The 22608-nt window shown below is 55.1% G+C and carries 21 protein-coding genes and 1 tRNA gene; 8 read left to right on the top strand and 14 right to left on the bottom strand.

From position 1 onward, the window contains the following. Positions 1 to 69 precede the first annotated feature (69 nt). Positions 70 to 519 carry a hypothetical protein gene (locus tag VL197_15330; protein HUJ19355.1) on the top strand — a complete coding sequence of 150 codons (450 nt, stop codon included), beginning with the start codon at positions 70 to 72 and terminating at the stop codon, positions 517 to 519. 56 nt (positions 520 to 575) lie between these two features. On the opposite strand, the gene VL197_15325 is transcribed toward VL197_15330, so the two are convergent. Both VL197_15325 and VL197_15320 read right to left on the bottom strand, forming a co-directional pair. Next, positions 576 to 1601: a glycosyltransferase family 9 protein gene (locus VL197_15325; GenBank protein HUJ19354.1), complete on the bottom strand. Its 1026-nt coding sequence runs from the start codon at positions 1599 to 1601 to the stop codon at positions 576 to 578. 217 nt (positions 1602 to 1818) lie between these two features. After that, a complete protein-coding gene (locus VL197_15320) occupies positions 1819 to 3093 on the bottom strand; it encodes an outer membrane protein transport protein (GenBank protein ID HUJ19353.1) in 1275 nt (424 codons plus the stop codon). A 314-nt stretch (positions 3094 to 3407) separates the two neighbouring features. On the opposite strand from VL197_15320, the gene VL197_15315 reads away from it, so the two are divergent. Together VL197_15315 and hflX are read left to right on the top strand one after the other, a co-directional pair. Next, complete coding sequence (locus VL197_15315) at positions 3408 to 3962, top strand: EF-Tu/IF-2/RF-3 family GTPase (protein HUJ19352.1); 555 nt, start codon at positions 3408 to 3410, stop codon at positions 3960 to 3962. A 139-nt stretch (positions 3963 to 4101) separates the two neighbouring features. Then, positions 4102 to 5709 carry a GTPase HflX gene (hflX, locus tag VL197_15310; GenBank protein ID HUJ19351.1) on the top strand — a complete coding sequence of 536 codons (1608 nt, stop codon included), beginning with the start codon at positions 4102 to 4104 and terminating at the stop codon, positions 5707 to 5709. Between the two features lie 292 nt (positions 5710 to 6001). On the opposite strand, the gene VL197_15305 is transcribed toward hflX, so the two are convergent. Together VL197_15305 and queD are read right to left on the bottom strand one after the other, a co-directional pair. Beyond that, positions 6002 to 7339, bottom strand: coding sequence for a TldD/PmbA family protein (locus VL197_15305; GenBank protein ID HUJ19350.1), 1338 nt, complete (start codon positions 7337 to 7339; stop codon positions 6002 to 6004). Between the two features lie 45 nt (positions 7340 to 7384). Then, positions 7385 to 7741, bottom strand: a complete 357-nt coding sequence (queD, locus tag VL197_15300; GenBank protein ID HUJ19349.1) for a 6-carboxytetrahydropterin synthase QueD — start codon at positions 7739 to 7741, stop codon at positions 7385 to 7387. A gap of 100 nt (positions 7742 to 7841) precedes the next feature. On the opposite strand from queD, the gene hfq reads away from it, so the two are divergent. The 4 genes from hfq to prfB all read left to right on the top strand — a co-directional run bounded on the left by hfq (position 7842) and on the right by prfB (position 11489). Continuing rightward, positions 7842 to 8321 (top strand): RNA chaperone Hfq, encoded by a 480-nt coding sequence (gene hfq, locus VL197_15295; GenBank protein ID HUJ19348.1) that lies wholly within the window; start codon positions 7842 to 7844, stop codon positions 8319 to 8321. Positions 8322 to 8329: 8 nt separating this feature from the next. Next, complete coding sequence (locus VL197_15290) at positions 8330 to 8722, top strand: RNA chaperone Hfq (GenBank protein ID HUJ19347.1); 393 nt, start codon at positions 8330 to 8332, stop codon at positions 8720 to 8722. A 1-nt stretch (position 8723) separates the two neighbouring features. Further along, entirely contained in the window at positions 8724 to 10250 is a 1527-nt protein-coding gene (gene lnt / locus VL197_15285; protein ID HUJ19346.1) for an apolipoprotein N-acyltransferase, read from the top strand. A gap of 104 nt (positions 10251 to 10354) precedes the next feature. Beyond that, positions 10355 to 11489 (top strand): peptide chain release factor 2 gene (prfB, locus tag VL197_15280; protein HUJ19345.1). Its coding sequence is split into 2 segments (ribosomal slippage): positions 10355 to 10417 and positions 10419 to 11489, totalling 1134 coding nucleotides; the frame shifts between segments, so codons are not numbered across the junction. A gap of 178 nt (positions 11490 to 11667) precedes the next feature. On the opposite strand, the gene VL197_15275 is transcribed toward prfB, so the two are convergent. The 8 genes from VL197_15275 to VL197_15240 form a co-directional block, all read right to left on the bottom strand. Beyond that, positions 11668 to 12168, bottom strand: coding sequence for a hypothetical protein (locus tag VL197_15275; protein HUJ19344.1), 501 nt, complete (start codon positions 12166 to 12168; stop codon positions 11668 to 11670). Between the two features lie 251 nt (positions 12169 to 12419). Then, entirely contained in the window at positions 12420 to 13133 is a 714-nt protein-coding gene (locus VL197_15270) for a pirin family protein (protein HUJ19343.1), read from the bottom strand. A gap of 352 nt (positions 13134 to 13485) precedes the next feature. Further along, the gene (locus VL197_15265) at positions 13486 to 14763 is read right to left on the bottom strand and encodes an N-acetylmuramoyl-L-alanine amidase (protein ID HUJ19342.1); all 1278 of its coding nucleotides are present in this window, start codon (positions 14761 to 14763) and stop codon (positions 13486 to 13488) included. A gap of 774 nt (positions 14764 to 15537) precedes the next feature. Further along, positions 15538 to 15891: a 50S ribosomal protein L20 gene (rplT, locus tag VL197_15260; protein HUJ19341.1), complete on the bottom strand. Its 354-nt coding sequence runs from the start codon at positions 15889 to 15891 to the stop codon at positions 15538 to 15540. A gap of 111 nt (positions 15892 to 16002) precedes the next feature. Next, positions 16003 to 16221, bottom strand: coding sequence for a 50S ribosomal protein L35 (gene rpmI, locus VL197_15255; GenBank protein ID HUJ19340.1), 219 nt, complete (start codon positions 16219 to 16221; stop codon positions 16003 to 16005). 105 nt (positions 16222 to 16326) lie between these two features. Continuing rightward, positions 16327 to 16821 (bottom strand): translation initiation factor IF-3, encoded by a 495-nt coding sequence (infC, locus tag VL197_15250; GenBank protein HUJ19339.1) that lies wholly within the window; start codon positions 16819 to 16821, stop codon positions 16327 to 16329. A 38-nt stretch (positions 16822 to 16859) separates the two neighbouring features. After that, positions 16860 to 18794 (bottom strand): threonine--tRNA ligase, encoded by a 1935-nt coding sequence (thrS, locus tag VL197_15245; protein ID HUJ19338.1) that lies wholly within the window; start codon positions 18792 to 18794, stop codon positions 16860 to 16862. Between the two features lie 28 nt (positions 18795 to 18822). Next, positions 18823 to 18897: transfer RNA gene (locus VL197_15240), tRNA-Val, on the bottom strand. Between the two features lie 201 nt (positions 18898 to 19098). Between VL197_15240 and VL197_15235 the strand changes: the two genes are divergently transcribed. Beyond that, a complete protein-coding gene (locus VL197_15235; GenBank protein HUJ19337.1) occupies positions 19099 to 19845 on the top strand; it encodes a response regulator in 747 nt (248 codons plus the stop codon). Between the two features lie 145 nt (positions 19846 to 19990). On the opposite strand, the gene VL197_15230 is transcribed toward VL197_15235, so the two are convergent. Then, complete coding sequence (locus VL197_15230) at positions 19991 to 20965, bottom strand: sigma-70 family RNA polymerase sigma factor (GenBank protein ID HUJ19336.1); 975 nt, start codon at positions 20963 to 20965, stop codon at positions 19991 to 19993. 958 nt (positions 20966 to 21923) lie between these two features. Beyond that, positions 21924 to 22608, bottom strand: a 685-nt coding sequence (locus VL197_15225; GenBank protein HUJ19335.1) for a DUF1566 domain-containing protein, incomplete at its 5' end; no start/stop codon positions are given.

The raw sequence follows: 22608 nt of genomic DNA, 5'->3' as shown, positions 1-22608 counted from the left end.
CTTCCCTCAGGGACATGATATAGTATTTATCGGCCTATCCAATTATTGATGAATGAGGGAGGAATGTTCATGCCCGAAGTGGTGAAGGTATCGACGGTGGAAACGCGCCAGAAGCTCATGGCGGCGATCGAGGAATATTTCAAGAGGGGGCGCTATGCGGAAATAACCCAAACCATCGGGATACATTCCCTGCTCATCGAGTCGGAGCACACGATCGAGGACCAGGCGAAGCTGTACCGTTCGGTACTGAACATGATCAAGGCGAAGCTCTCCGAGCAGCTCGGCAGGAAGTACGAGGGATGGTACGCGGATTTTCCCCAGATCATGGACAAGATCGTCGCCAGCGGCCAGATCGTCACGGACAAGGCCTCCGCAGAAATGCTTGCTTCCCAGCGGGCATCTTACGGTCACTTCCTGTCGGTCGACGAATTCTATAGGTGGGCTCTTGATGACCGGAGACTGACACTCGAACAGATCGTGATGTATGTGAACAAGACCGTTGATATGTACGGCCGCTAGGAATCCTATGAAATGAACGGGCATGTCCGAAGGCTGGGCATGTCCGCTTTTTTGTTTTACAGGTCGATCGCGCCCAATACCTCATCGACCGAGATGCCCCGCATGCATTGGACTTCCCTGTCGCAGGTCCTCCGGAAACAGGGAGAACAGTCTATGCCGGTTCGAACCACACGGTGAGAGGGTCCATAGGGGCCGGTCCTCCAGGGCGCCGTGGGGCCGAACAGCGCGAGCACCCGGGAGCCGGCGGCTGCCGCCAGGTGCATGGGCCCCGTGTCCGTCGTAATGAACAGGTCGGACAAAGAAGCGAGCGCCGCCAGCTCCTTCAGGCTCGTCTGGCCGGACCAGTCCACAGCCTTGCGGCTCATCATTCCCAGGATTCTCCGCGTCACTTCCCGGTCGTCAGCGCTTCCCGTAAATATGATCGCTGCATCTTTTTCAGCCGCCAGCCAGTCAGCGAGCTCGGCGAAATTTTGTTCCGGCCAGAGCTTGGTCTTCCAGCGGGCTACGGGGTTGATGATGATAAGAGCCTGCCCTTCCCTCCTGACCTCCCCGATCCGCAGCCGCATGGCGGGAACCGCATCGCCGATGGGAAGACTGCACCGGGGTTCAGGGTTCCTCGCACCCAGATACCGCGCGACGTCAAGATACCGCTCGAGAGCGTGCTTCTCAATATCATAGGCAGGAAGCCGTTCGTTCAGGAACAGATAGGAGCCTTCCCGGGTGCGGTCAAAGCCGATCTTGCGTTTGGCCCGCGCGAGCCCGATCAGGATGCCGCTCTTCAAGAGGCCCTGGAAATCGATTGCGATGTCATATTCCCTGGCGCGCAGTGCCCGCAAGAAACGAAGGATGCTCTTCATGCCGGCCAGGAACGTGCCTGGTTTCCTGAGCATCCGGAGCCACGATTTCCTTCCGGATACCAGGAGGTGCCTGACAGCGGGATGCCCTTCCAGGATGCCCGCCGCGGCCTCTTCGACCACCCAGGTGACCTCGCTGTCAGGATAGAGTCGCTTGATGGCCTCCAGGGCCGGCAGCGTCTGGACCACGTCGCCGATTGCCGATAGTTTTATGATCAGTATCTGCATGGATTTCTGTCAATGATAATGCATCATGCGCTTCCCGTCAATCGGGAAACGCTTGTTACCAGAATCCGGTCTTTCCGGAGCATCCGTCATGTTGTGAACAGTATTCTCCTGTACCGGTCGACCCATCATCGGAATGAATAAAAAAAGAAGCAATCCCTGACCAAGGGATTGCTTCTTTGAGTTTCAGCCGACTTCGCGTTGATTTATCGTGACGCTATCAGAACTTCCACGCGTAGCCGAACGCCAACTGCCACTGGTCCATCTTCAATTCGATGGTCTGCTGCCCGGGAACTTCCAAGGGGTTTGGGCCGCTGACACTGTGAGACAAGGCACGGGTAAGCGCGAAATTGAGGTCTTGACCATTCGAGATAGCCCTCGTGAAGCCAACGGTTATATGCTGCTCTATGACGCCAGGGGCCAGGATATTAAAGAGCACTTCACTGCTCGGAATAGGCTGGTTCCCTTTGGAATATCCGGCTCTCCACGTCCACGCATCACTGCTTTGCCACTGCACGCCTATCTTATAGGTCGTCATATCGTCCCAGCCGAAGCCAGCCCCGCTGTCGTTGCCGAGTTGGCTGATCATAAGGTTGGGCAGCATTTTATTGTGGATGGCTTTGATGTCGCTGTAGTTGATGCGCTGTACATCAAGGAGAAAAGTCAAGGCAGGGGTGGTTTTATATGCCAGACCAACGGTCCAATTGGAAGGGATGTCGAAATCACCTTGCTGGGCAAATAGGCCGGCATAATCGTGAAATTTGCTCATGTATATTCTGGACTGATAGGAGAGGCCGACATTCAGGTGGCTTGGTAGTATCTCGCCCTGGTAGCCGATCCTCGCACCGTAGCCATAGGAATTATCATGGCCCTTATTGGTGAGGTTATTGGGGTCGCTGGAAAAACCGAAAGCGCCAAAAGCCTGAAGTCCTCTTGCCTCAAATTTTTGATACGCAAAGATCGGGGTGATACCAATAGCATGGTGAGGAGTCAGTTTTCTTGCGTACGTCGGTGCGATGAACAGCTGCTGGAGATCAACACCTGTCGGAGAAAAACCGAACGTGGGCGAGTTATAGTCGGTATTCATGCCTCCGTTTCCGAAAATCGACACGCCGGCCGAGCTGTCCGGATTCAGCATCCAGTTCGCCCCCAACGACGGGATCACGAACCAGTTGGAGCTGCTTTTTACCGTGCCCGGCGCCAAGCCGAACGTTCCAGGCGCACCTGAAGGGTTGCCGGTTACTGTGTATTGCCTGTTCGGATTGAAGAAGGCGAGTCCGAAATCATATCGCTTGCCGACAAATACCATATTTGCAGGGTTGACAGCCGCATCAAGGGTATCCTGCGGCAAGGCAACTCCTGCACCGGCTAATGCCTGGTCACCTACACCATAGGCGTGTGCAAAATAACCGTTCGTTGCCCAGGCCGACTGAGCCATGGCCAAGGATGCGATTCCGAGTACAACGTACAGCAGAAACACTCTTACTTTCCTCATAGTTTCCTCCCCTTGTTAGAAATTAAATGCTCGGTACTCGCTCTGCTGCATTACGCGGTGAGTAGCGGGAATTGGCCAATTTGTATAGAGTTGCGCAGATTATTTCATACTTAACTGTAAAAGTCAAGGAATAGTAACTGCCTGCTCCCTGAGGCCACCCCTTTTCTTCCACGTCACAAAACCGGTCATTGACCTGAGACCGGCTTTTTCACCTTGCTTTTTCCTCAGTATTTGTTACAATTTTTTTGATTTCCAGCTCGTGAGCCGGGCAGGTGCGGACATTTCACTCGAATCGAATGCGAGGAGGTCAGCGTATGGCTGTCAAAGGAAAGGCTAAATCCAAATCTAAAAAAAGAACCTCACCCAAAACCCCCCGTCGACCTGTCGGCAAGAGGAAGTCCCTGAAGAAGCCCAGGAAGAAGTCAGTCGTCAAGAAAAGTGCAAAAAAGAAAGCATTAAAAAAGAAAACATTAAAGAAGAAAGCATTAAAGAAGAAAACCGCTAAAAAGGCCGTGGCAAAAAAGGTCGCTTCGAAAAAGGCTACCGCGAAAGAGTCCCTCCTCATCGAGCCCGGCCCGCCGACCCTCGCGGTCCCTCCCGTGGAAGAACCCGCTCCTCATGAGGAGGCGATCGGTGTTGTTACTCATTATTACAGTCATCTGGGTGTTGCCATTGTGCAGATCAACAAGGGCACACTCGAAACCGGCGACACGGTCCGCATAAAGGGGCATACGACCGACTTCACGCAGGAAGTCGATTCCATGGAATACGAGCATCAGCATCTTGATCGGGCGACGCCGGGACAGAGCGTCGGGATCAAGATCAGGGACCACGCGCGGGTGCACGATATCCTATACCGCACGAAGTGATGAACGGGTAATGATCTCACATGCCTTGCCGGAGATCGAAAGCATGGTATACTAATAGCTGGCACGATCGAAACGCAAGGAGTCCTTTATCCCCTCCGTTCACGGCAATATTACCGGTCTCAAGCCCGCAGAGCTCAAAATGCTCGAGCGGCTTTACCGCAGAAGGACGCCTCCGAACCTGGTGATCACACCCGAGGCCGCACGAGCCCTGACCGAAGCGTCAACAGCGATCGGCAGGCAGGTCGGGCTCATTATTGACCGCTCGGGATCCACACGCAACGTACTCGTCGGCACGAACAAGGACATCCTCATCCCCGATCTTTCCGAACACCGGCTCGGCTCCAGGCGTCTCCGCGGCGTCAGGCTCATCCACACCCATTTAAAGGACATGCCGCTGAACCAGGAGGACCTGACCGACCTTGCCCTGCTGAGACTGGACATGATCGCTGCGCTCGCGGCCCGTCCCGACGGCCTTCCGGGCAACATCTCTATCGCCTACCTTATCCCGCCGAATCCCGAGGAGAAGCTCTACGAGGTCCTCCCGCCCCGTTCCGTCCATGCGATCGACATCGATGCCGCTGAATTCATTGCCGATATGGAGCGTCAGATGGAGCGGGCGCAGGCAGCCCGGGAAGTGGCGAAGAAAGACCGGGCGATCCTCGTAAGTGTATCCAAGAAGAGCAAACAGGAACAGGAAGAGTCTGTCGAGGAATTGAAGGAGCTTGCCCGCTCAGACGGCATCACGGTCCTCGATACCGTGGTGCAGCGGCTTCACGAGATCAATCCGAAATACCTCCTCGGAGAAGGCAAGCTTAAGGAGCTCATCATACGCTCTCAGCAGCTCGGCGCGGACCTGATCGTCTTCGACCAGAACCTCACCCCGGCCCAGGTCAAGGCTATCGGCGATATCACCGAGATGCGTGTCATCGACCGTACCCAGCTGATCCTCGATATTTTCGCCCGGAGGGCCCATAGCGGAGACGGCAAGGTGCAGGTAGAGCTTGCACAGCTGAAGTACCGGCTCCCGAGGCTGTCCGAGCGCTCCACTGCCCTCTCGCGCCTCACCGGAGGCATCGGAGGCAGGGGCCCGGGCGAGACCAGGCTCGAGATAGACATGCGCCGGGCTCGGGACAAGATACGCAGCCTGGAACGTCAGCTGGAAGGACTCGGCAGGGCCAGGAACCAGCGCCGGGAAAGACGCATCCAGAGCGCAATCCCCATCGTATCCATCGCGGGATATACAAACGCCGGCAAATCGACCCTGTTCAATATGCTGACCAGGTCCGAGGGCAAGGCAGAGGACCTCCTGTTCGCCACGCTCGATACGGCCACCCGAAGGCTCCGATTCCCGCGTGACCGCGAGGTGGTCATCACCGACACCGTGGGATTCATCAAGGACCTGCCCAAGGACCTGCTGGGCGCATTCCGGGCGACCCTGGATGAAATGCAGGATGCCGACCTGATCCTGCATGTTGTCGATGTCAGCAACCCGCGCTTTGAACAACAGATGGAGTCCGTGGACAACCTCCTGAACGAGATCGGCCTCGACCATATCGCGAAGCTCGCCGTGTTCAACAAGGTCGACCTGGTGAATCCCCTCTGGGCAAGGGCGATCGCGTCGCGCTTCAGCGGCGTTCTCTGCTCGGCGACCGATGCCAGGACGTTCGGGGAACTGCTGAAGGAGATCGAAAAAAAAGTGTGGCCTGAGGAAAGGCTATATAAACAAGAGGAAGAAGCTGTCCCCTGAACAGGATGCCGCACGTTCGCGGTGCGTTATCGGCAGAACAGCAAACCCTGGTTGTTGAAGCATCCCTCTCCGAAGCCTTTTTTCGCCTGCCTGATGCCCGTGGGTATCATTCACTGATTTAAAAAGGCCGATGTCCGGAATCCTCGTCGAGGGGGACGAACGACGGACGATCAAGGCGGTGCAGAGGTTCACCGGTAGGCGGGAAAAACGGGATCGAATGACACGAGAGGATGGCTTCGCACGGAGCTTTCTTTTTGAAATGTATCCGGCCCCGTTTCAGGGTTGGGTGCTTCTACTTCCCCCCGATCGAAAGCTCCTTGATGAGGAGCGAGGGGCTGCCAATTCTGCCTGAGAACCGAAGGTCGCTTCCCACCAGAACAACATTGCTCATAACGTCCAGGATGTTTCCCGCGATCGTGGCCTCGCGCACGGGATAGGCCTTCCTGCCGTTCTCAAACCAGAACCCCGTCGCTCCGACGGAAAAGTCGCCGGAAATGGGGTTGGCAGTGTGCATGCCCATGACATCCGTCACGAGGAACCCCCGGCCCGCCTGGCGGATAAGCTCGTCGAGAGAAGAGAGGCCGGGCTCGATGGAGAGGTTCGTGATCCCCACGCCGGGGATCCCCTTGAACCCGCCGCGCAATCCGTTCCCCGTAGACGAGGTTTTTTCCTTGGCTGCGGTGTACGTATTATGGAGAAAGAGAGAAAGCGTTCCGTTGGCGATGATAACCTTTTTCTGCATCGGCACTGCCTCGTCGTCAGCGGGCGCAGTGCCCAGGCCGCCTTGGAGAAGACCGTCGTCTGTGACGGTAATGGCCGTCGCGGCCACCTTTCTCCCGAGCTTGCCCATGAAGAGCGACCGCTTCTTCTGCACGCTCTCCGCAGAAAAGCCGCTCGCGAGGATAGACAAAAACTCCTGGGCCACCGTCGCCTCCAGGACCGCGGGAGCCTTCACCGAATCGATCCTTCTGGCCCCCAGAAGATCGATGGCCTTGCGGGCCGCCTTGCGGGCAACCTCCTCCACCTCGAGACGCCCATAGTACCGGGTCACGTCAAATTCCGATCCGGACTGGGATTCCCCGTTTTCTTCCGCAACGACCTCGATGCTCGAGGAGCATGCGGTGCCCTGATAGGAAACTTCCACACCGTTCGTATTCATGATCAGCGTTTCCGATTCGGAAAAGCCCGCGGACGCCTTCCGTATCCGCTTGATGCGGGGGTCCAGGGCAAAAGCTTCCCGTTCCATGGACATGACCCGTTCGATCTTCGCGTCCTCGCTCAGCCGCGCCATTGCGGGGTCATACATCTGGACATGCTCGTAGGGGACCGCGGGCTTCCCTGGAATGGAGAAAAAAGGGTCCCGTTCCGTGTTCAGAGCGTTCGTGACGGCTGACTGGGCCAGCACTTCGAGGGAGCGGTCCGCTATGTCCGTGGTAAAGGCAAACCCCTGGCGGCCGTCGATCAGTACGCGCAGCCCGGCGCCGCGGTCCTGCGCGCTGTCGAAGGCGTCGACCTTCTGGTCCTTTACCTCGATGGAGCTTGAGCTCGAGGTGCGGAGAAAGACCTCGGCGGCCTGAACGTTGAGGGCGGCCGCGCGGGTAAGGATCGATTCGGCAGTTCGTTTGTCCATGATGGGCGTCGACCGTGAAAACGGCGGGGTGGCGATAAACGACCGTTAGTCGAAATAACTAGCTGATGCGGTGTCGGATTCCCAGACGGTCACGCTGCTGACTTCCAGGTTGTCATCGTTGATCTTCTTGGCCATGGTATCGTAGATCCACTTCGCAAGGTTCTCGGATGACGGGTTGATCTGGGTAAAGGGGAAGATATCGTTCAGAAAGGTGTGTTCGAGCTGGTCCAGGACCTCCCGGAGAGCGTCCTTCAGGTCATGAAAATCGATGGCCAGTCCCTGCTCGTTCAGACGCTCTGCCGTGACCGCGATGGTGACCCGCCAGTTGTGGCCATGGAGACGTTCGCATTTCCCTTCATACCCGCGCAGCTGGTGAGCGGCCGCGAACTTTGATTCGATCATCAGTTCATACATGGTAAAAAATAATATGGTATATACCCGCAAAAGTCAACACAGAAAATTCCCTTGCAAAAACTCGGAATTTCGGATATGATTTTTTTTAATGGAAGTGCAGAACGAAGAGTTGCGTCACGCGATCGAACCGAGGTTCCTCTCAGAGGCTCAGGCTAAAGGCATGCGGCTCCATGTGGGCCAGATGAACAAGACGGAGCATGACGGTATCATCAGGGACATCGGCCGATACGAGATCAATATTGACGAGAACGGTAAAACGGTAACCATTCTGAAACAGGAAATTGCCTATCTCTCGGCGCTTCAGCCTGTTCTGCAAATCCCGTCCCCTCCCCCTGCCCCGGAACCGGAGAAGCAGGGCGCACCCGATGAACCGTTGCGAAAACCGAACATCCAGCAGGAGTTCCTGGACAAGGCGATAAAAGAGAGCCAGTTTCTGACGCTTTTCCTCATCAATGGACAGCGGATCAAGGCAACCATCGAAGCGTACGACAATTTCACGATCCTGCTCAAGGATGGCACCAAGCAGCATCTCTATTACAAACACGCGATCACGACGATCAACCGGTAGACGGGACCATGGAAACCAATCTCCTTGACAGGATGTTGAATACGTACCTGGAATCACGGACACCGGTGGTCATCACGCTGCAGAACAAGATCCGCGTTTCCGGAAGGATCAGGGCCTTCGACAGCTATGTGATGATCATCGAGGGGCCCAAGCGGGAGATCGTCTACCGTCACGCGGTATCCTCTGTTGTGGCAGACGCTCTTCAGGAATCGCACCGAGCGGCACCCACGGTTTCCCATGGTCACGCGCCAACCGTTCCGCGCACCCCGAAACCTGCCGGCAAGCCGAGATCTCCCCAGCACCAGCCGGCGCTCGCCGCCTCCCCGGCGGACACGAGCATCAACAACAGCATGAAGGAAGGTCTCCTCCGGTGGATGCAGGAGCAAAAGGCGGCAAAATAGGATGAATCTCCGCACCACGGCGCTTGCAGCAGCTTCAGGCATTCTGCTCGCCGCATCGTTCCCCTCCGTTGCTCTCCCTGTCCTTGCCTGGGTCGCCCTTATCCCCCTATTCCTCGCGCTGAATGGACAGAACGTCAGAAACGGCCTCTTTCTGGGCGGTATCAGCGGCATCGTGTTCTTTGCCGGAACCGTCCATTGGGTCACGAACTCGGTCCACTATTACGGAAATGTTCCGATCATCCCGGCGTCCCTCATCACGCTGCTGCTCTGCGCATACCTGGCCCTCTATCCTGCCCTGTTCGCGTCGCTCGTCGTTCATGTCCGGCGCCACCGGCCTTCGCTTCTGTTCATCGCCGCCCCCGCTCTCTGGACCGCGCTCGAGCTGGCGAGGACTTATGTTTTCAGCGGATTCCCCTGGGCGCTTCTGGGATACACGCAGTACCGGATATTGCCGGTCATACAGATCTCGGATATGACCGGCGTGTATGGGGTTTCGTTCCTCATTGTGCTGGTCAACGCTTCGATCTCAGAATTCATCCGGGACAGAAAGAAGATCGCCGTCCTGCTGCCGGCCGTCGTTATCCTGTCGCTTACACTCGGGTACGGGTTCTCACGGCTTCACGCCGATGAAGGCACAGACAGGATCAGGATATCCGTGGTCCAGGGAAACATCGAGCAGGACAAAAAGTGGGACCCGGCATATCAGAGCGAGACCATCAGCGTGTACAAGAGATTAACGTCGGAAGCGCTCGGACAGAAGCCTGATCTCGTTCTTTGGCCGGAGACAGCTACGCCATTCTATTTCGGGGGCGTCGCCCCCCGGGACCAGCAACTGACGAAAGAGCTCAAGGAGTTCGTCAAGCAAGGGGGGGTGCCGATCCTCTTCGGAAGCCCCACTTATGAACTGAGGGGTCGGGGGTCGGTCATTCTGCGCAATTCCGCCTTCCTCGTGAGGGGCGACGGAGAGATCGATGCGGAGTACGACAAGTTCCACCTCGTCCCCTTCGGCGAATACGTGCCGCTCAAGAGCGTGCTGTTCTTTGTCGAAAAGATGGTGCAGGCCATCGGTGACTTCGCGTCCGGCACCGACTTTACCGTCATGAAGGTGCCGGTGCGCGGCGCGGACCGGAAGAACGTGACCATCAGCACCGTTATTTGTTATGAAATCATATTCCCGGACCTGGTGAGGCGCTTTGTTGACCGCGGGGCATCCGTCATCACGACGATCACGAACGATGCCTGGTTCGGGAAGACCGCCGCGCCTTACCAGCATTTTACGATGGCCGTGTTCCGTGCGGTCGAGAACCGGGTGCCCATAGCGCGCGCGGCGAACACGGGCATATCGGGCTTTATCGATGCGAACGGCCGCATTCTTTCAGCCTCCCCCATCTTCACCGAAGCATACCTGTCCCAGACGCTTACTCCCGGCTCGAAAAAGACCTTCTACACCCGTTACGGCGATGTGTTCTCGTATCTGTGCTGTCTGGTCGGCATCCTCGTTCTGATCAAGCCCCGTTCACGGGTGTGACGCTGGCCACTTTACCTTTGCTGTTGAATTTGCCCGCCGCTGTGCTATAATCTCTGCGTGGCGGCTCTTTGCCGCTGCGAATCCCATTTCTTCCGGAGTACATCATGCTTTTAGAAGACCTCAAACAGGAGATCGAAACCATCAAGAACAGGCTTGAGACCCTCCGGAGGCATCTTTGACACCCCTGCCAAGGAATTAAAGCTGGCCGAACTCACCCGCCTGACGGAAACCACGGGTTTCTGGGAAAAAACCGACAAAGCAAATGTCATCCTGAAGGAAAAAGCGGTCATTGAACGCGCACTCCGGGAATGGTCCGGCCTTGCTAACCGGGCGAGCGATCTCCAGGCTATGGCCGAACTCGCGAGCGAGGAAGGCGGCGAGTCCCTGCACCAGGAGCTGGAGCGGGATATTCTCTCCATCCAGGCAGACATCGCTTCTGTAGAGGTTGCCGCCCTCCTGTCGGGTGAAATGGATGCATCGAACGCCATTGTCTCGATCCATCCCGGCGCCGGAGGCACGGAGGCGCAGGACTGGGCCGAAATGCTCATGCGCATGTACCTCCGCTGGGCCGAGAAGCGCGGATACAAGACCGAGATCCTCGATTACCAGGCCGGAGAAGAAGCAGGCGTGAAGTCAGTCACCTTCACGGTTTCAGGCGACTACGCCTATGGAAGGCTCAAGGCCGAGGCCGGCGTGCACCGTCTCGTGCGGATCTCCCCGTTCGACGCGAACAAAAGGCGTCACACCTCCTTCGCGTCGGTGTTCGTGTATCCTGAAGTCGAGGACGACATCGACATAGAGATCGATGACAAGGAGTTGCGCATTGACACCTACCGGGCCTCGAGCGCGGGAGGACAGCATGTGAACAAGACCGATTCTGCCGTCAGGATCACGCATTTACCCACGAACATCGTGGTGCAGTGCCAGAACGAGCGCTCCCAGCTCAAGAACAAGAATGTGGCGATGAAAGTCCTGAAGTCGAGGCTCTACGAACTCCGGAAAAAAGAGCAGGAGGAAAAGATGGGCAAGCTGGTGAGCGAAAAGAAGGACATCGCCTGGGGAAGCCAGATAAGGTCCTATGTGTTCCAGCCCTACCAGATGGTGAAGGACCACCGGACCGTCGTGGAGACGGGGAATGTGAACGCCGTGATGGACGGAGATATCGATCAGTTCATCGAGGCCTATCTGATTTCGAACAGCGGGGCAAAAGTCGAGAAAACAATCGAAAGCAAGCAGTAAGCGGCAGTATCTCTTTTCCCAAGCGATTCAAAGTAAGAACGACATATCAGTTATAAGAACTTATTACTTATGCAGTCATTCCGGTACGTCCCGAATCTTACCTTAAGAGTGATTCCCGCCCTCGCATAGCTTCAAGAACTCCAGCGAGCCGAATCTTTTCGCTTAGAACTCCTCATTTTCACCGGGATCTCTCCAATACGTCAATTTCATTGAAGAGCCTGTCTACGGCAGGGGTTTCAGCCGGGCCAGAACTCATATAACGTATATAACCCTTCCTGTCTATCAAGATAAGATTGGAAACATTTTTCATCAACCCGTATTGCCTGAAAATAGTGCCATCCCAGTCGAGCAGAATGCTCAACTTAATTTCCTGGAATTTCTTCCTTACGTATTTTCTCAGGTCGGAAGGGACGCCCCGCACGTCTGCAACGCGGAGAAGAATGATGTCGTCTCCATTTTTTTGCAGGATAGCTTTCTCCCAGTTTTCGTTTTGATCGATCCCCTCTTTATCGCTTGCAATAATCACAACGATACTGCCCTTATACAGGCTGATATCAACCAGGTTGCCGAATTGATCCTGTAATGCGAATTCAGCGACCTTGGAGTTGGCAGCCCTCTGTCCACCCACGACCGATGCCGTGGCCACGAGCAGCGAAAGTACCGTAACAAGATACTTCATTGTTGACTCCCTGCTTTCCATGACGTCAGAATGCTCGGGTTATTGTCCTGCTCACCTGCTCCTGAATAACTATATCACGAAACCAAATCATGAAACCAAATCATGAAACCAACAGAGGAGAGTAGTTGATACCCGCAGACTTCATCAAATGACGGAAGTCACCGGAGAGGCGGAGTAAACGAGACCTGAGAATCACGAGGCGGCTGGGGCAGAGAGGTTGCCGGAAACGCGGTATACGTGCTGGTTATCGGCTATTTTTTCACCTCCACGAGCAAAAGCTCGGCATCTTCCTCGGCATATAGATGTATCGCTCTTTCCCCGGTGATCATTGCCGAACCAAGCGTCGGGACCATCGCACCATTCACGGTTATCGGCCCCCCTTCGAGCACGTAAAGGTATAGACCGCGCCCCTCCTCGAGGTCATAGTGCTCGGTCTTCCCGGAATGGAGAAAGCTGGAAAATACGCGCGCATCGGCAGCTATGGGAAGCGAGCCCTTGTCCTCGTTCGATACAATCGGCAGGAACCGGTCGGTCCTGTCCGTCTTTTCGACCGCTTTCTGCTCTACGGACGGCTCGAGGCCAGCCTGGGCGGGATAAAACCACATCTGAATGAAGCGCACCGGCTGGTCAGGGCGGTTATTGATCTCCGAATGCCACATCCCGCGTCCCACCGTCGTGTGCTGCACCCATCCCTTTTGCAGAACGCCGCCTTTGCCCCGCTCGTCTGCGTGCCTGAATTCACCGCTAGCGCAATAGGTAACCACCTCATTATCCCGATGCGGGTGCAGCGGCCAGACGGCTCCCGGTGTCAGGGTATCGTCATTAAAGACGCGCAGCGTGCCAAAGTCCTCGAATTGAGGATCATAGTAGTCGCCAAAAGCGAAATGCCATCGACCGTGGAAGCTTCCGTTTGTTATCTCGCCATCGATCTGATAGATGCTTTTGGGATCGCGTACCCGTATCATATATGTTCGCCTCCCTGGTTCAGGACTATACTGGTCTTGTTTCTATTATACCTCTCCCGGCAGGGCGCTGGATTCTGGATGTCGAGAGGCAGTTTATGGGTATATGACCCTCCTCCGCAAGACAGGAAAGGGCGGAGGTATCAATTTCGATGATTGAAGGTACTCAATATCTAGAAATATAGAAGAACTCATTTTGCCGCGATTCTTCCCAACCCTGTTGGCTGTACTGGCGGGCATGCACGCGGTCAGTGGCGGGAAAAATCAAAACGACGTAAACGGGGCAAGGCATGAGACACTTTGAGGAAAGGGCACAGGGACGAAGAGGAAGGTTTTTTCTGTCACCACGGGAATCTTAAATTCCCATCATCTGAGGCGAGCGCGCGTCCACGTATTTCTTAACACCCTGGAAAAGGGCTTCAGCGAGGCTCTGGCGGTAGGATTCCATGCGCAGCAGCTTTTCCTCCTCGGGATTGCTGATAAAGCCCACTTCGGCGAGGATACTGGGCATTCCCGTATTGATGAGAACGTAAAAAAAAGCACGTTTCACGCCTAGATTTGCCACATGACCCTGTATGGGTTTTACCCTCTCAACGAGCGAACCCTGTATTGCATGCGCCAGGTAAATCGAATCTTCATCATTACTTTCCATCCTCAGCCCCTTTAAGATTTTTGAGAGTTCATCGTCGAGTTCGCTGAGCGTTTTCGTCGTGGTCGCATTTTCTCTCGCCGCTGTGGCCATGGCATCCCTGTCCGTGGCACGCAGACCCTGAATATACGTTTCGATGCCCCGTGCTTTCCGCTTGCGGTTCGCGTTCACGTGAATCGAGACAAAAAGGTCGGCATTCTTTGATTTCGCGATCAAAGGCCTCTGTTCCAGCGGGATAAATACGTCTCGATCGCGGGTCATGACCACTTCGCACCCGAGCCGTTCTTTCACAAGAGCGGCAAGCCGCTTCGCAACATCGAGGGTAATGGTTTTTTCCTTCAGTCCGCTCTTTCCTATCGCACCAGGATCATGACCCCCGTGGCCAGCGTCAATTGCGATGGTTTTGATTTTAAGCCCTAATTGATTAGAAAGTGAAAGCTTGGGACCGTCATTATTATTGACCGCAGGGGACTTGACAGGAGGAATGCCGGCACTCGGATTATCGGTCTTTGATTCTCCCTTTTTTTCTGTCTCAGCTCCTGATTGCTGTTCAGGCATATTCTCAGCTGTTTGTTCGGTGTTTGACTCTTCGCTCAACACCGACATTTCAGGTGCTCTTCCCCCCTCGCCGGTCACATCGATAACCAGCCGTTCAGGATCGCGAAGGGGAAAAGCTGCGTAGCTCTTGATGCTCGCAAGGTCGAGCACAACCCGCACGATATCTGGTGCGTACTGGCTGGCGCGGACCTGTTTCAGGATGCCGTCGTTCACCGACAGCGGGTCTTTATCGACCGAGGAGCCAAGCCGTGCGTTGAAAAGGTCGAAAACCAGACGGTCCGGTTTTTTAAGCTCCTGTGCCTGGAATCTGGCCGGACTGTTCTGTTCGATCACGATGCGGGTATAGGCCCCTCCCGACCAGTACCGGATCTTTTGTACTACGCCAGGCGTTTTGGGCTTCCTCGCGCTCAGCACCGGCACTGGCATTTTTTTTATCTCCGGTTCCGGTTTTGTGCTACGCGTAGAAATGCCGAGCCTAATCTTCGCTTTGCCTGTCCAGGGGCTGTCAGGGTACACCTCGGCAAGCTTTGCATATGCTTTTGCTGCAGCGGACGGGCTTTTCTGGAACTCGGCGGAGAGATCGATGACGTGGTACAGCGCTTCCGGAGCCTTCGCATGCCGGGGATAGGAGGACTGGCACTTCCCGTAGGATTGCATGGCTGAATCGAGGTCGCGCGAGTATTTGCTGAACTGGTAGAGCTCCTGATAGAGCGATGCCCCGTCGAAACAGGCATCGGCAGCGCTCGGGCTCCTGGGATACTTTTTTTCGACCATCGCGAAGGTGCGTATGCAATCAATCCAGTAGGAGCGGTATTTCTTCTTTTTGCTTGATTTTTTGAGGTCAGCGAGGCGTTGAGAGGCGACAGCATACTGGCGCCCGGCTTCGGAATTGTAAGACGGGAATGCGGGTGAGCTAAGGACCAGCAGGAAGAAGCAAGCCATGCAGGCCGCGATGCTTGAACGGCCGCGTATCATCATATCTGAGTTGTTTTTTAACCGAAATGCCGCGAGAAGTCAACAAAAAAGGCCCCGGAAACCGGGGCCGATCATGGTCGAATGCAGGGTGAACCACAGTCTACATTGCTGACACAGGGTAAAACTGGGGAGGATCGCAGAGATGGATTTACAGCTTTTCACCCGTATTTCCCCCTTGCGTACCCCCGACAGGATCGAGACCTCGTGGTTCTCCTTCGCTGACTTCTACGAAGCTGTTTTTGCGGTCTCCACGAGCTTGGTAAAGCCAGCGGGATCCGTAATTGCCAGATCGGCAAGGATCTTTCTGTCAATGACCACACCGTTCTTGGCCAGACCTGCCATGAACCTGCTGTAGGTCACGCCGTTCTGTCTTGCAGCGGCATTAATACGCGCGATCCAGAGCCTGCGGAAATCCCTCTTCCGGGCCTTGCGGTCGCGATAAGCGTACTTCAGCGCACGGTCAACAGCCTCAGTAGCGGAGCGGAACAGCTTCGATTTTGCTCCCCAATACCCTTCGGCCAGGTTGAGCACTCTTTTTCTTCTGGCCCTCGTTTTGGGGCCGCCTTTTGCTCTCGGCATTTCTCAATTCCTCCTTAAATCATGACGCCCGATGACAGATGGCAGACGAACAGACAAGACACTGTGCCCGTATCGTTTGCCTTCGGTCCAGCTGCCACACGTTTATTGCTTTTACTTGCTTCCGTAGGGAAGCATCTGCTTGACGTTTTCCATGTTGTCCTTGGTGATCTCAACAGCTCCCGTCAACCTCCGCTTGCGCGTCGAGTTCTTCCCCGACAGCAGGTGGCCCTTCCAGCCCTTTCGCCGCATCACCTTGCCCGAGCCGGTCACCTTCAGCCGCTTCGCGGCGCTTCGATTGGTTTTCAGTTTGATCTTTGCCTTTTTTGCCATTTCACGTTCCCCTTCCGATAAATCGAGCGCGCATCCGCTCTCTGCTGGTGTGGTATATCAATCGCGGGAAGGAACTCCCGCAGGCTGATCGTCCTTGCCTCTTGTCTACTTTGCCTTCGGCGCGAGGTAGAGCATCATGTTCCTGCCTTCCATCCGGGGCTGCTGCTCCACAACGGCCTCGTTCTGCAGGTCGGCAACGATCCGTTCAAGGACCGCCCTGCCATGTTCGGTGTGGGCCATCTCGCGTCCGCGGAACATCACGCTCACCTTGACCTTGTTGCCATCCTCGAGGAACCGTTTGATATTGTTCGTCTTGAACTGGACGTCGTGTTCGTCCGTCCTCGGCCTGAGCTTGACTTCCTTCATCAAGATGACGGTCTGGTGCTTCCGGGACTCATGGGCTTTTTTGGCTACTTCATACTTGTACTTGCCGAAGTCCATGATGCGGCAGACGGGAGGCTTGGCCGTGGGCGCCACCTCCACGAGATCGAGCCCCGCTTCCTCGGCCTTCCGGACGGCGTCCCGGGTCTCCATCACGCCGAGCTGTTCGCCCTCTGACGAGATGACCCGGACTTCTTTCACCTTGATCATGTGATTCACTCTTGTTGTAATTTTACTGCTGATAAACGATCACCCCCTTACAGTTCTGTTACGATGCTTTTATCGCGTATTTTCGTCAGTACTTGATCGATGAAGGCCTGGACCGGTATCGCGCCGAGGTCCTTGCCGCCCCGTTCACGGACGGCCACGGCGTTCTGCTGGACCTCCTTGTCGCCGATGACCAGGATATAGGGCGCCTTTTCGAGCGATGCCTCGCGGATCTTGAACCCGATCTTTTCGGAGCGGTTGTCCAGTTCGGCCCGGATGCCCGCTGCGAGCAGGGTGTCACGCACGGCCTTCGCAAAGTCCAGTTGCTTGTCCGTGATGGGCAGCACCTTGGCCTGGACCGGCGCGAGCCATACGGGGAACGCGCCTGCGTAGTGTTCTATCAGCATGCCGAAGAATCGCTCGATAGACCCAAGCAGCGCCCGGTGAATCATGTACGGCCGGTGCGGCTGGTTGTCAACGCCGACGAAGGTCATGCCGAACCGCTCCGGCTCGTTGAAATCGAACTGCACCGTGGAGCACTGCCAGAGACGACCCAGAGCGTCCTTGATCTTGATATCGATCTTCGGCCCGTAGAAAGCGCCGCCGCCCTCGTCCATCTCGTACCCGAGGCCAGCCTTGTCCGCGGCAACCTTGAGCGCCTGTGTCGCCTTTTCCCACATCGTTTCATCGCCCACCGACTTCTCGGGCTTTGTCGCGATGTATGCCTTAAAATCATCGAACCCGAAGGTCCTGAGCATCTTTACGACGAATTCGAGGACACGGACGACCTCTGCTTCCATGTCCTCGGGCGCCACGAAAATATGAGCGTCGTCCTGGGTGAATCCCCGCACGCGCAGGAGGCCGTGCAGCACGCCCGACCGCTCAAAGCGGTAGACCGTGCCCAGTTCTGCGTACCGGAGCGGGAGCTCCCGGTACGAGCGCAATTTGTTCTTGTAGATCATGATATGGAAAGGGCAGTTCATGGGCTTCACATAATACTCCTGCCCTTCCACATCCATGGACGAATACATGTTCTCCCGGTAGAAGCCGAGGTGTCCGGACGTCTCCCAGAGCGTTGCGCGGCCAACATGGGGAGAAAACACGAAATCGTAGCCGGTCTTTTGATGCTCGTCGCGCCAGAAATCCTCGATGGTCTTCCGGATCAGCGCTCCCCGGGGATGCCACAGGACCAGGCCGCCGCCGGACTCTTCGGAGATCGAGAACAGGTCCAGGTCCTTGCCGATCTTCCGGTGGTCGCGACGCTTGATCTCCTCGAGCCGCGTGAGATAGGCGTCCAACTCGTCCTTTGCCGGGAACGAGATGCCGTAGATGCGCTGGAGCATCTTGTTCTTTTCGCTGCCCCGCCAGTACGCGCCGGCAATGGAAAGCAGCTTGAAGGACTTGATCTTTCCTGTATTCGGGACATGGGGTCCGCGGCAGAGGTCCGCGAACTCTCCCTGCTCGTAGATCGAGATTGCCTCACTCTCGGGAAGCTCATTAATGAGCTCGACCTTGTAGGTCTCGCCCTTTTTTTGAAAGAACGTCAAGGCATCAGCCTTGGGGATCGCCTTCCGGACGACCGGCATCGCCGCCTTTGCCAGTTCGGACATCCGTTTCTCGATCTTCTCGAGGTCCTCCGGGGTCAGGGGGCGCTCGATGTCGAAGTCGTAGTAAAACCCTTCCTCGATGGCCGGACCGATCGCGAGCCGGGACTGCGGGAAGAGCTGCTTGACCGCGTGCGCCATCAGGTGCGACGTGCTGTGCCAGTACACATCGCGGCCTTCCTGCGACTTGAACGTAACGATCTCTACCGCAGCAGGGTGATCAACGGGGATGTTGAGATCCTGGAGTTGACCGTCTAATTTTATGGCAAGAGCGTCTTTCGCGAGGCGAGAGCCGATCTTCTCGGCAACTTCCTGACCGGTGATGCCAGAGGCATACTTTCTGTCCTGACCGTCAGGCAGCCTGAGTTGTATTTCACTCATAAATGGATGTTACCGTTGCGGTTAATCATGGTAGGCCCGGGCGGTTTCGAACCGCCGACCTCTACCGTGTCAAGGTAGCGCTCTCCCCCTGAGCTACGAGCCTATGCACTGATTGCAGAACGAGAGCGAATTGTATGAGATTTCAGAGGGTTTGTCAATAAAAAAACGGAAAACTTCATTAAAATACCAGGTGCATTGGCCGCGGTGTTCCGGGAAAAGTGTCGGAAGAAAAAGATTCTCGTGATTGAAATGATCATTTTTGCTATAATTTTCATACAAATCTGGAGTACAGGAGCGCGACCTCGTGACCAAAGGTGATAAAAAAAAGAAATCGGAATCAATCAGGAAAAAGAAGTTCATCCTCGTCGCAGACAACAACCAGCGCGATGGCAACTTCACGGCCATGCTGCTTCAGAATTTCGGGTATAACACGACGATGGTGAGAACAGGCTCAGAGGCGCTTGACTTCCTGAACATCGCCGCCCCTGCTCTGATTATCAGCGAGTTGGCATTGCCGGACATGAGCGGTATCGACCTGTACAACCGGATGAAACAGCTTACCCTGGCGCCGGCTGCCCCGGTTTTCATTCAGACGCGGTTTGCCGATGTGCAGAGCCAGGACCAGTGCCGCAGAGCAGGCTGCGCTGCCTGCCTGAACAAACCGCTTCAAACGTCCGAACTTTACCGCGCCGTTCAGCAGGCGCTTGAGCCGACACCCCGGCAGAATATCAGGGTCGCGACTGCGCTGAACGCTTCCGTGGATGGAACGCCAGCGGACACGAGGACCGTGATCTCGCTTTCCGACAGCGGTCTGTTCATACGCACCCTTGACCCCGACCCCGTCGGCACGGAGCATGCGGTAACGTTCGTGCTCAAGGACCGGATCATTCGGGCTGATGCGGTTGTTCTCTACGTCTACCGTTTTGGGGAGGCCATGTATGAGGAGCCTGGCATGGGAATGAAGTTCTTGAACTTGTCCGTGCTCGACAGGGACGCGATTCAAAGTTATATCCATGAACGCGTGAACCCGGCCATTGAACGGAAAGGGTGACGGAAGCTGTCGCATCCTTCCACGGAGAAGTACGGAGAGCCCCGCGTATCTCCCGCCCGAAGAACAAAGGCCGGTCAGATGACCGGCCTTTCTGGTTTTCGCCATGCCCGGGGACGATCCGGATTTCAGTCATCTGCGGCAAGGCCTACATCAAGTCGTTCAGCGCTATGTTCATATCCCTTGTCAAAGACCTGAGCCTGCCGATCGCCTTGGACTCTATCTGCCTTACGCGTTCCCGCGTTATTCCCAACAGATTGCCGATGCTATTCAGCGTGTACTCTTCGCCCGCTTCCAAACCATACCGCAGCGCGAGGACCCGGCGCTCCGTATCCGAAAGTGTGGACAGCCAATCAGTGAGATTTTTTTTCCTGAGCTGATCTTCGTAAGGCTGGGCCGGCGTGGGCGCGCTGTCATCGCTCAGTACATCTTTGAGCGCGTCTTCTCCGTCGTCACTGATCAGCATATCGAGCGAATAGATGGTCCTCGTCATCTGGATCAGCGCTCTCACATGCTGGACCGTTTTGTGCAGTTTCGCGGCGACTTCTTCCGGGATCGGTGCGCGGCCGAGCGATTGCGTCAGTTGCTTCGTCGTCCGGGCGTAGGCATGGAGGTCCTCGGCAACGTGAACGGGCAGCCGGATGATCCGGAGCTGGTTCGCGATGGCCCGGTCGATCGCCTGTTTGATCCACCACGAGGCATAGGTGCTGAACCGGAAGCCCCGCTGATACTGAAACTTTTCGACCGCTCGAATAAGCCCGAGGTTGCCTTCCTCAATGAGATCCGAGAACGGCAGTCCCCTGTTGATGTACCTCTTTGCGATCGAAACGACGAGACGGAGATTGGCTTCGATCATCCTGGCGCGCGCGGCCTCATCTCCCTCGGCGACCAGTTTGCCGAGTTCCTGCTCCTGCGCAAAGGTAAGAAGCGGCGTCTTCCTGATCTCTTTCAAGTACAGCGCCAATACATCGAGATCCATCCGAGGCGACTTGGCGTCTTCATCATCCGGTTCATCTTCCTTATCGGTCGCCAGATTCTCAGCATCGGCAGCGGTCTCCGCTTCTGCATATCCGAAATGTTCCTTCAGCTCATTCTCACCGATCAGTTCGTCTGTCTGCTTCATGCCCTGACCTCTCCCATGATGATATTCTTCCCTGCGCACTCTGAGCTAACTCTTGACTGCCGGTGACAGTTTACGGGGTATTTACGGTGCCACCCCGTGAGCCCTAAAAAAATCATATGGTTCTTTTTATCCTACCTTGATAGCAAGGTAAGTGCCATTAATACTCAGCTCAATTGTTATTAAAGATCAATATCTTGATAGCTGCCCACGAATAGCACGCGAGGAAAACGGTTCAACTTGACATGTCCATTTTGAACCGAAGGGTCAGCGTGAACATTTAGCACTAAAGTTTGATACCAATTATGATTGAGATTTCAGAAATTGGATCAGGCTGGATTAGTGCTCAAGGATGAAGGATAAGATTCTCGGGCGTGAGCGGTTAAATCGTGACTCACGCGCCAGAAGGTATTCATAAATCTTGCATTGTTACCTGATAAATCGGCAAAAAAAGAGCCGGTCTCGTTGACCGGCTCTAAGTGCTTGATTTATGGTGCCCCTGGGGTGATTCGAACACCCGGCACGCGGTTTAGGAAAGCGACCGAGTGCCTTGCTCCCCTTTTCCGTATGGTTCAGTTTCTTTCTTTTTTCATACGGTTATGGGAAGCGAGCAAAATACGCTTTCCGGCTATTTCTGGCTGTTTTGGCGTGTTTACTATACAATTACTATACAGTACAAGATGAGTCCTGTATCAGTAAGAGCAGGTCAAAAACTGAGCCCCCGGGTTTATCCCGGGGGCTTTATTACGAAGCGTTTTTTACGCGCAGCGCAACCACCCTTACAACCTTCACCTACAACTGTGGAACTGACGAATTGTCAACAGAGTTGCACTTTTCCAGATGTAATATGCAGTTGAACAACACGCGGGTGAGACGCGCGACCCCTTGCGCGTCGGTCTCGACCCGCTTCGTTAGAATCATCGGCAGGCTTCGCCTCGTTCAACCCGATCAACAATCATCCTTATTTGTTCAAACGCACGGGCCATACATAATATTCTGAGTTGCCAATGGCAATGTCTGCGTGGCCATCGAACATACTTACATACCAATCACATTTATTGATTGGAATTGGGCCCCAATGTAATTCAGCTCCAGCAGTTGTGGATGTCCAAAACATCATGGGCTGGTCAACGATATTAAAACCCAATGCATTGAAATAGGCAGCAACGTTCTTACCTTCTGCTACGTTCGCAAAGAAATATAGTTCTTCTACCGTTGGTAAACGCCAGTTGCGGTAGCTTGCGTAGCCCAATCTGCGACTAAAGAAAGTGCCTTCAACCCACTTAATGGCATCGTCCCAAGTCATACGTTTTTCTGCGATGTTTGCGTTGCGCGTCCACATTAAATTCGTACGGGTGTCTATAACAACATCTTTATAAAAACAAAAACCATCCCTAATGAAATCGAGGGCTCCGGATTTCTTTGAAATAAGTGGGCACTTTTCTTTGTAATCAACATCAACTGCGACAGCCCTTCTCTGAGTTCCTGTTATTTTAGTAATTGCATCAGGTCCTTTCATTTCGTCTGACGCCATTGTGAAACTTGAGGCAGTACTCAGAATTAAACTTATCAAAATTATCCGATATGGTTGCATGTTAATTCTCCGACTAACGAGCCTGTAGAAAAAGTCGATTTTCGAAAGGCCC

The sequence above is a fragment of the Nitrospirota bacterium genome (assembly GCA_035516965.1).
Taxonomy (GTDB): Bacteria; Nitrospirota; UBA9217; order UBA9217; family UBA9217; genus MHEA01.
The sequence above is the reverse complement of the archived record's forward strand: the minus strand, read 5'-3'. Positions and strand labels throughout refer to the sequence as shown.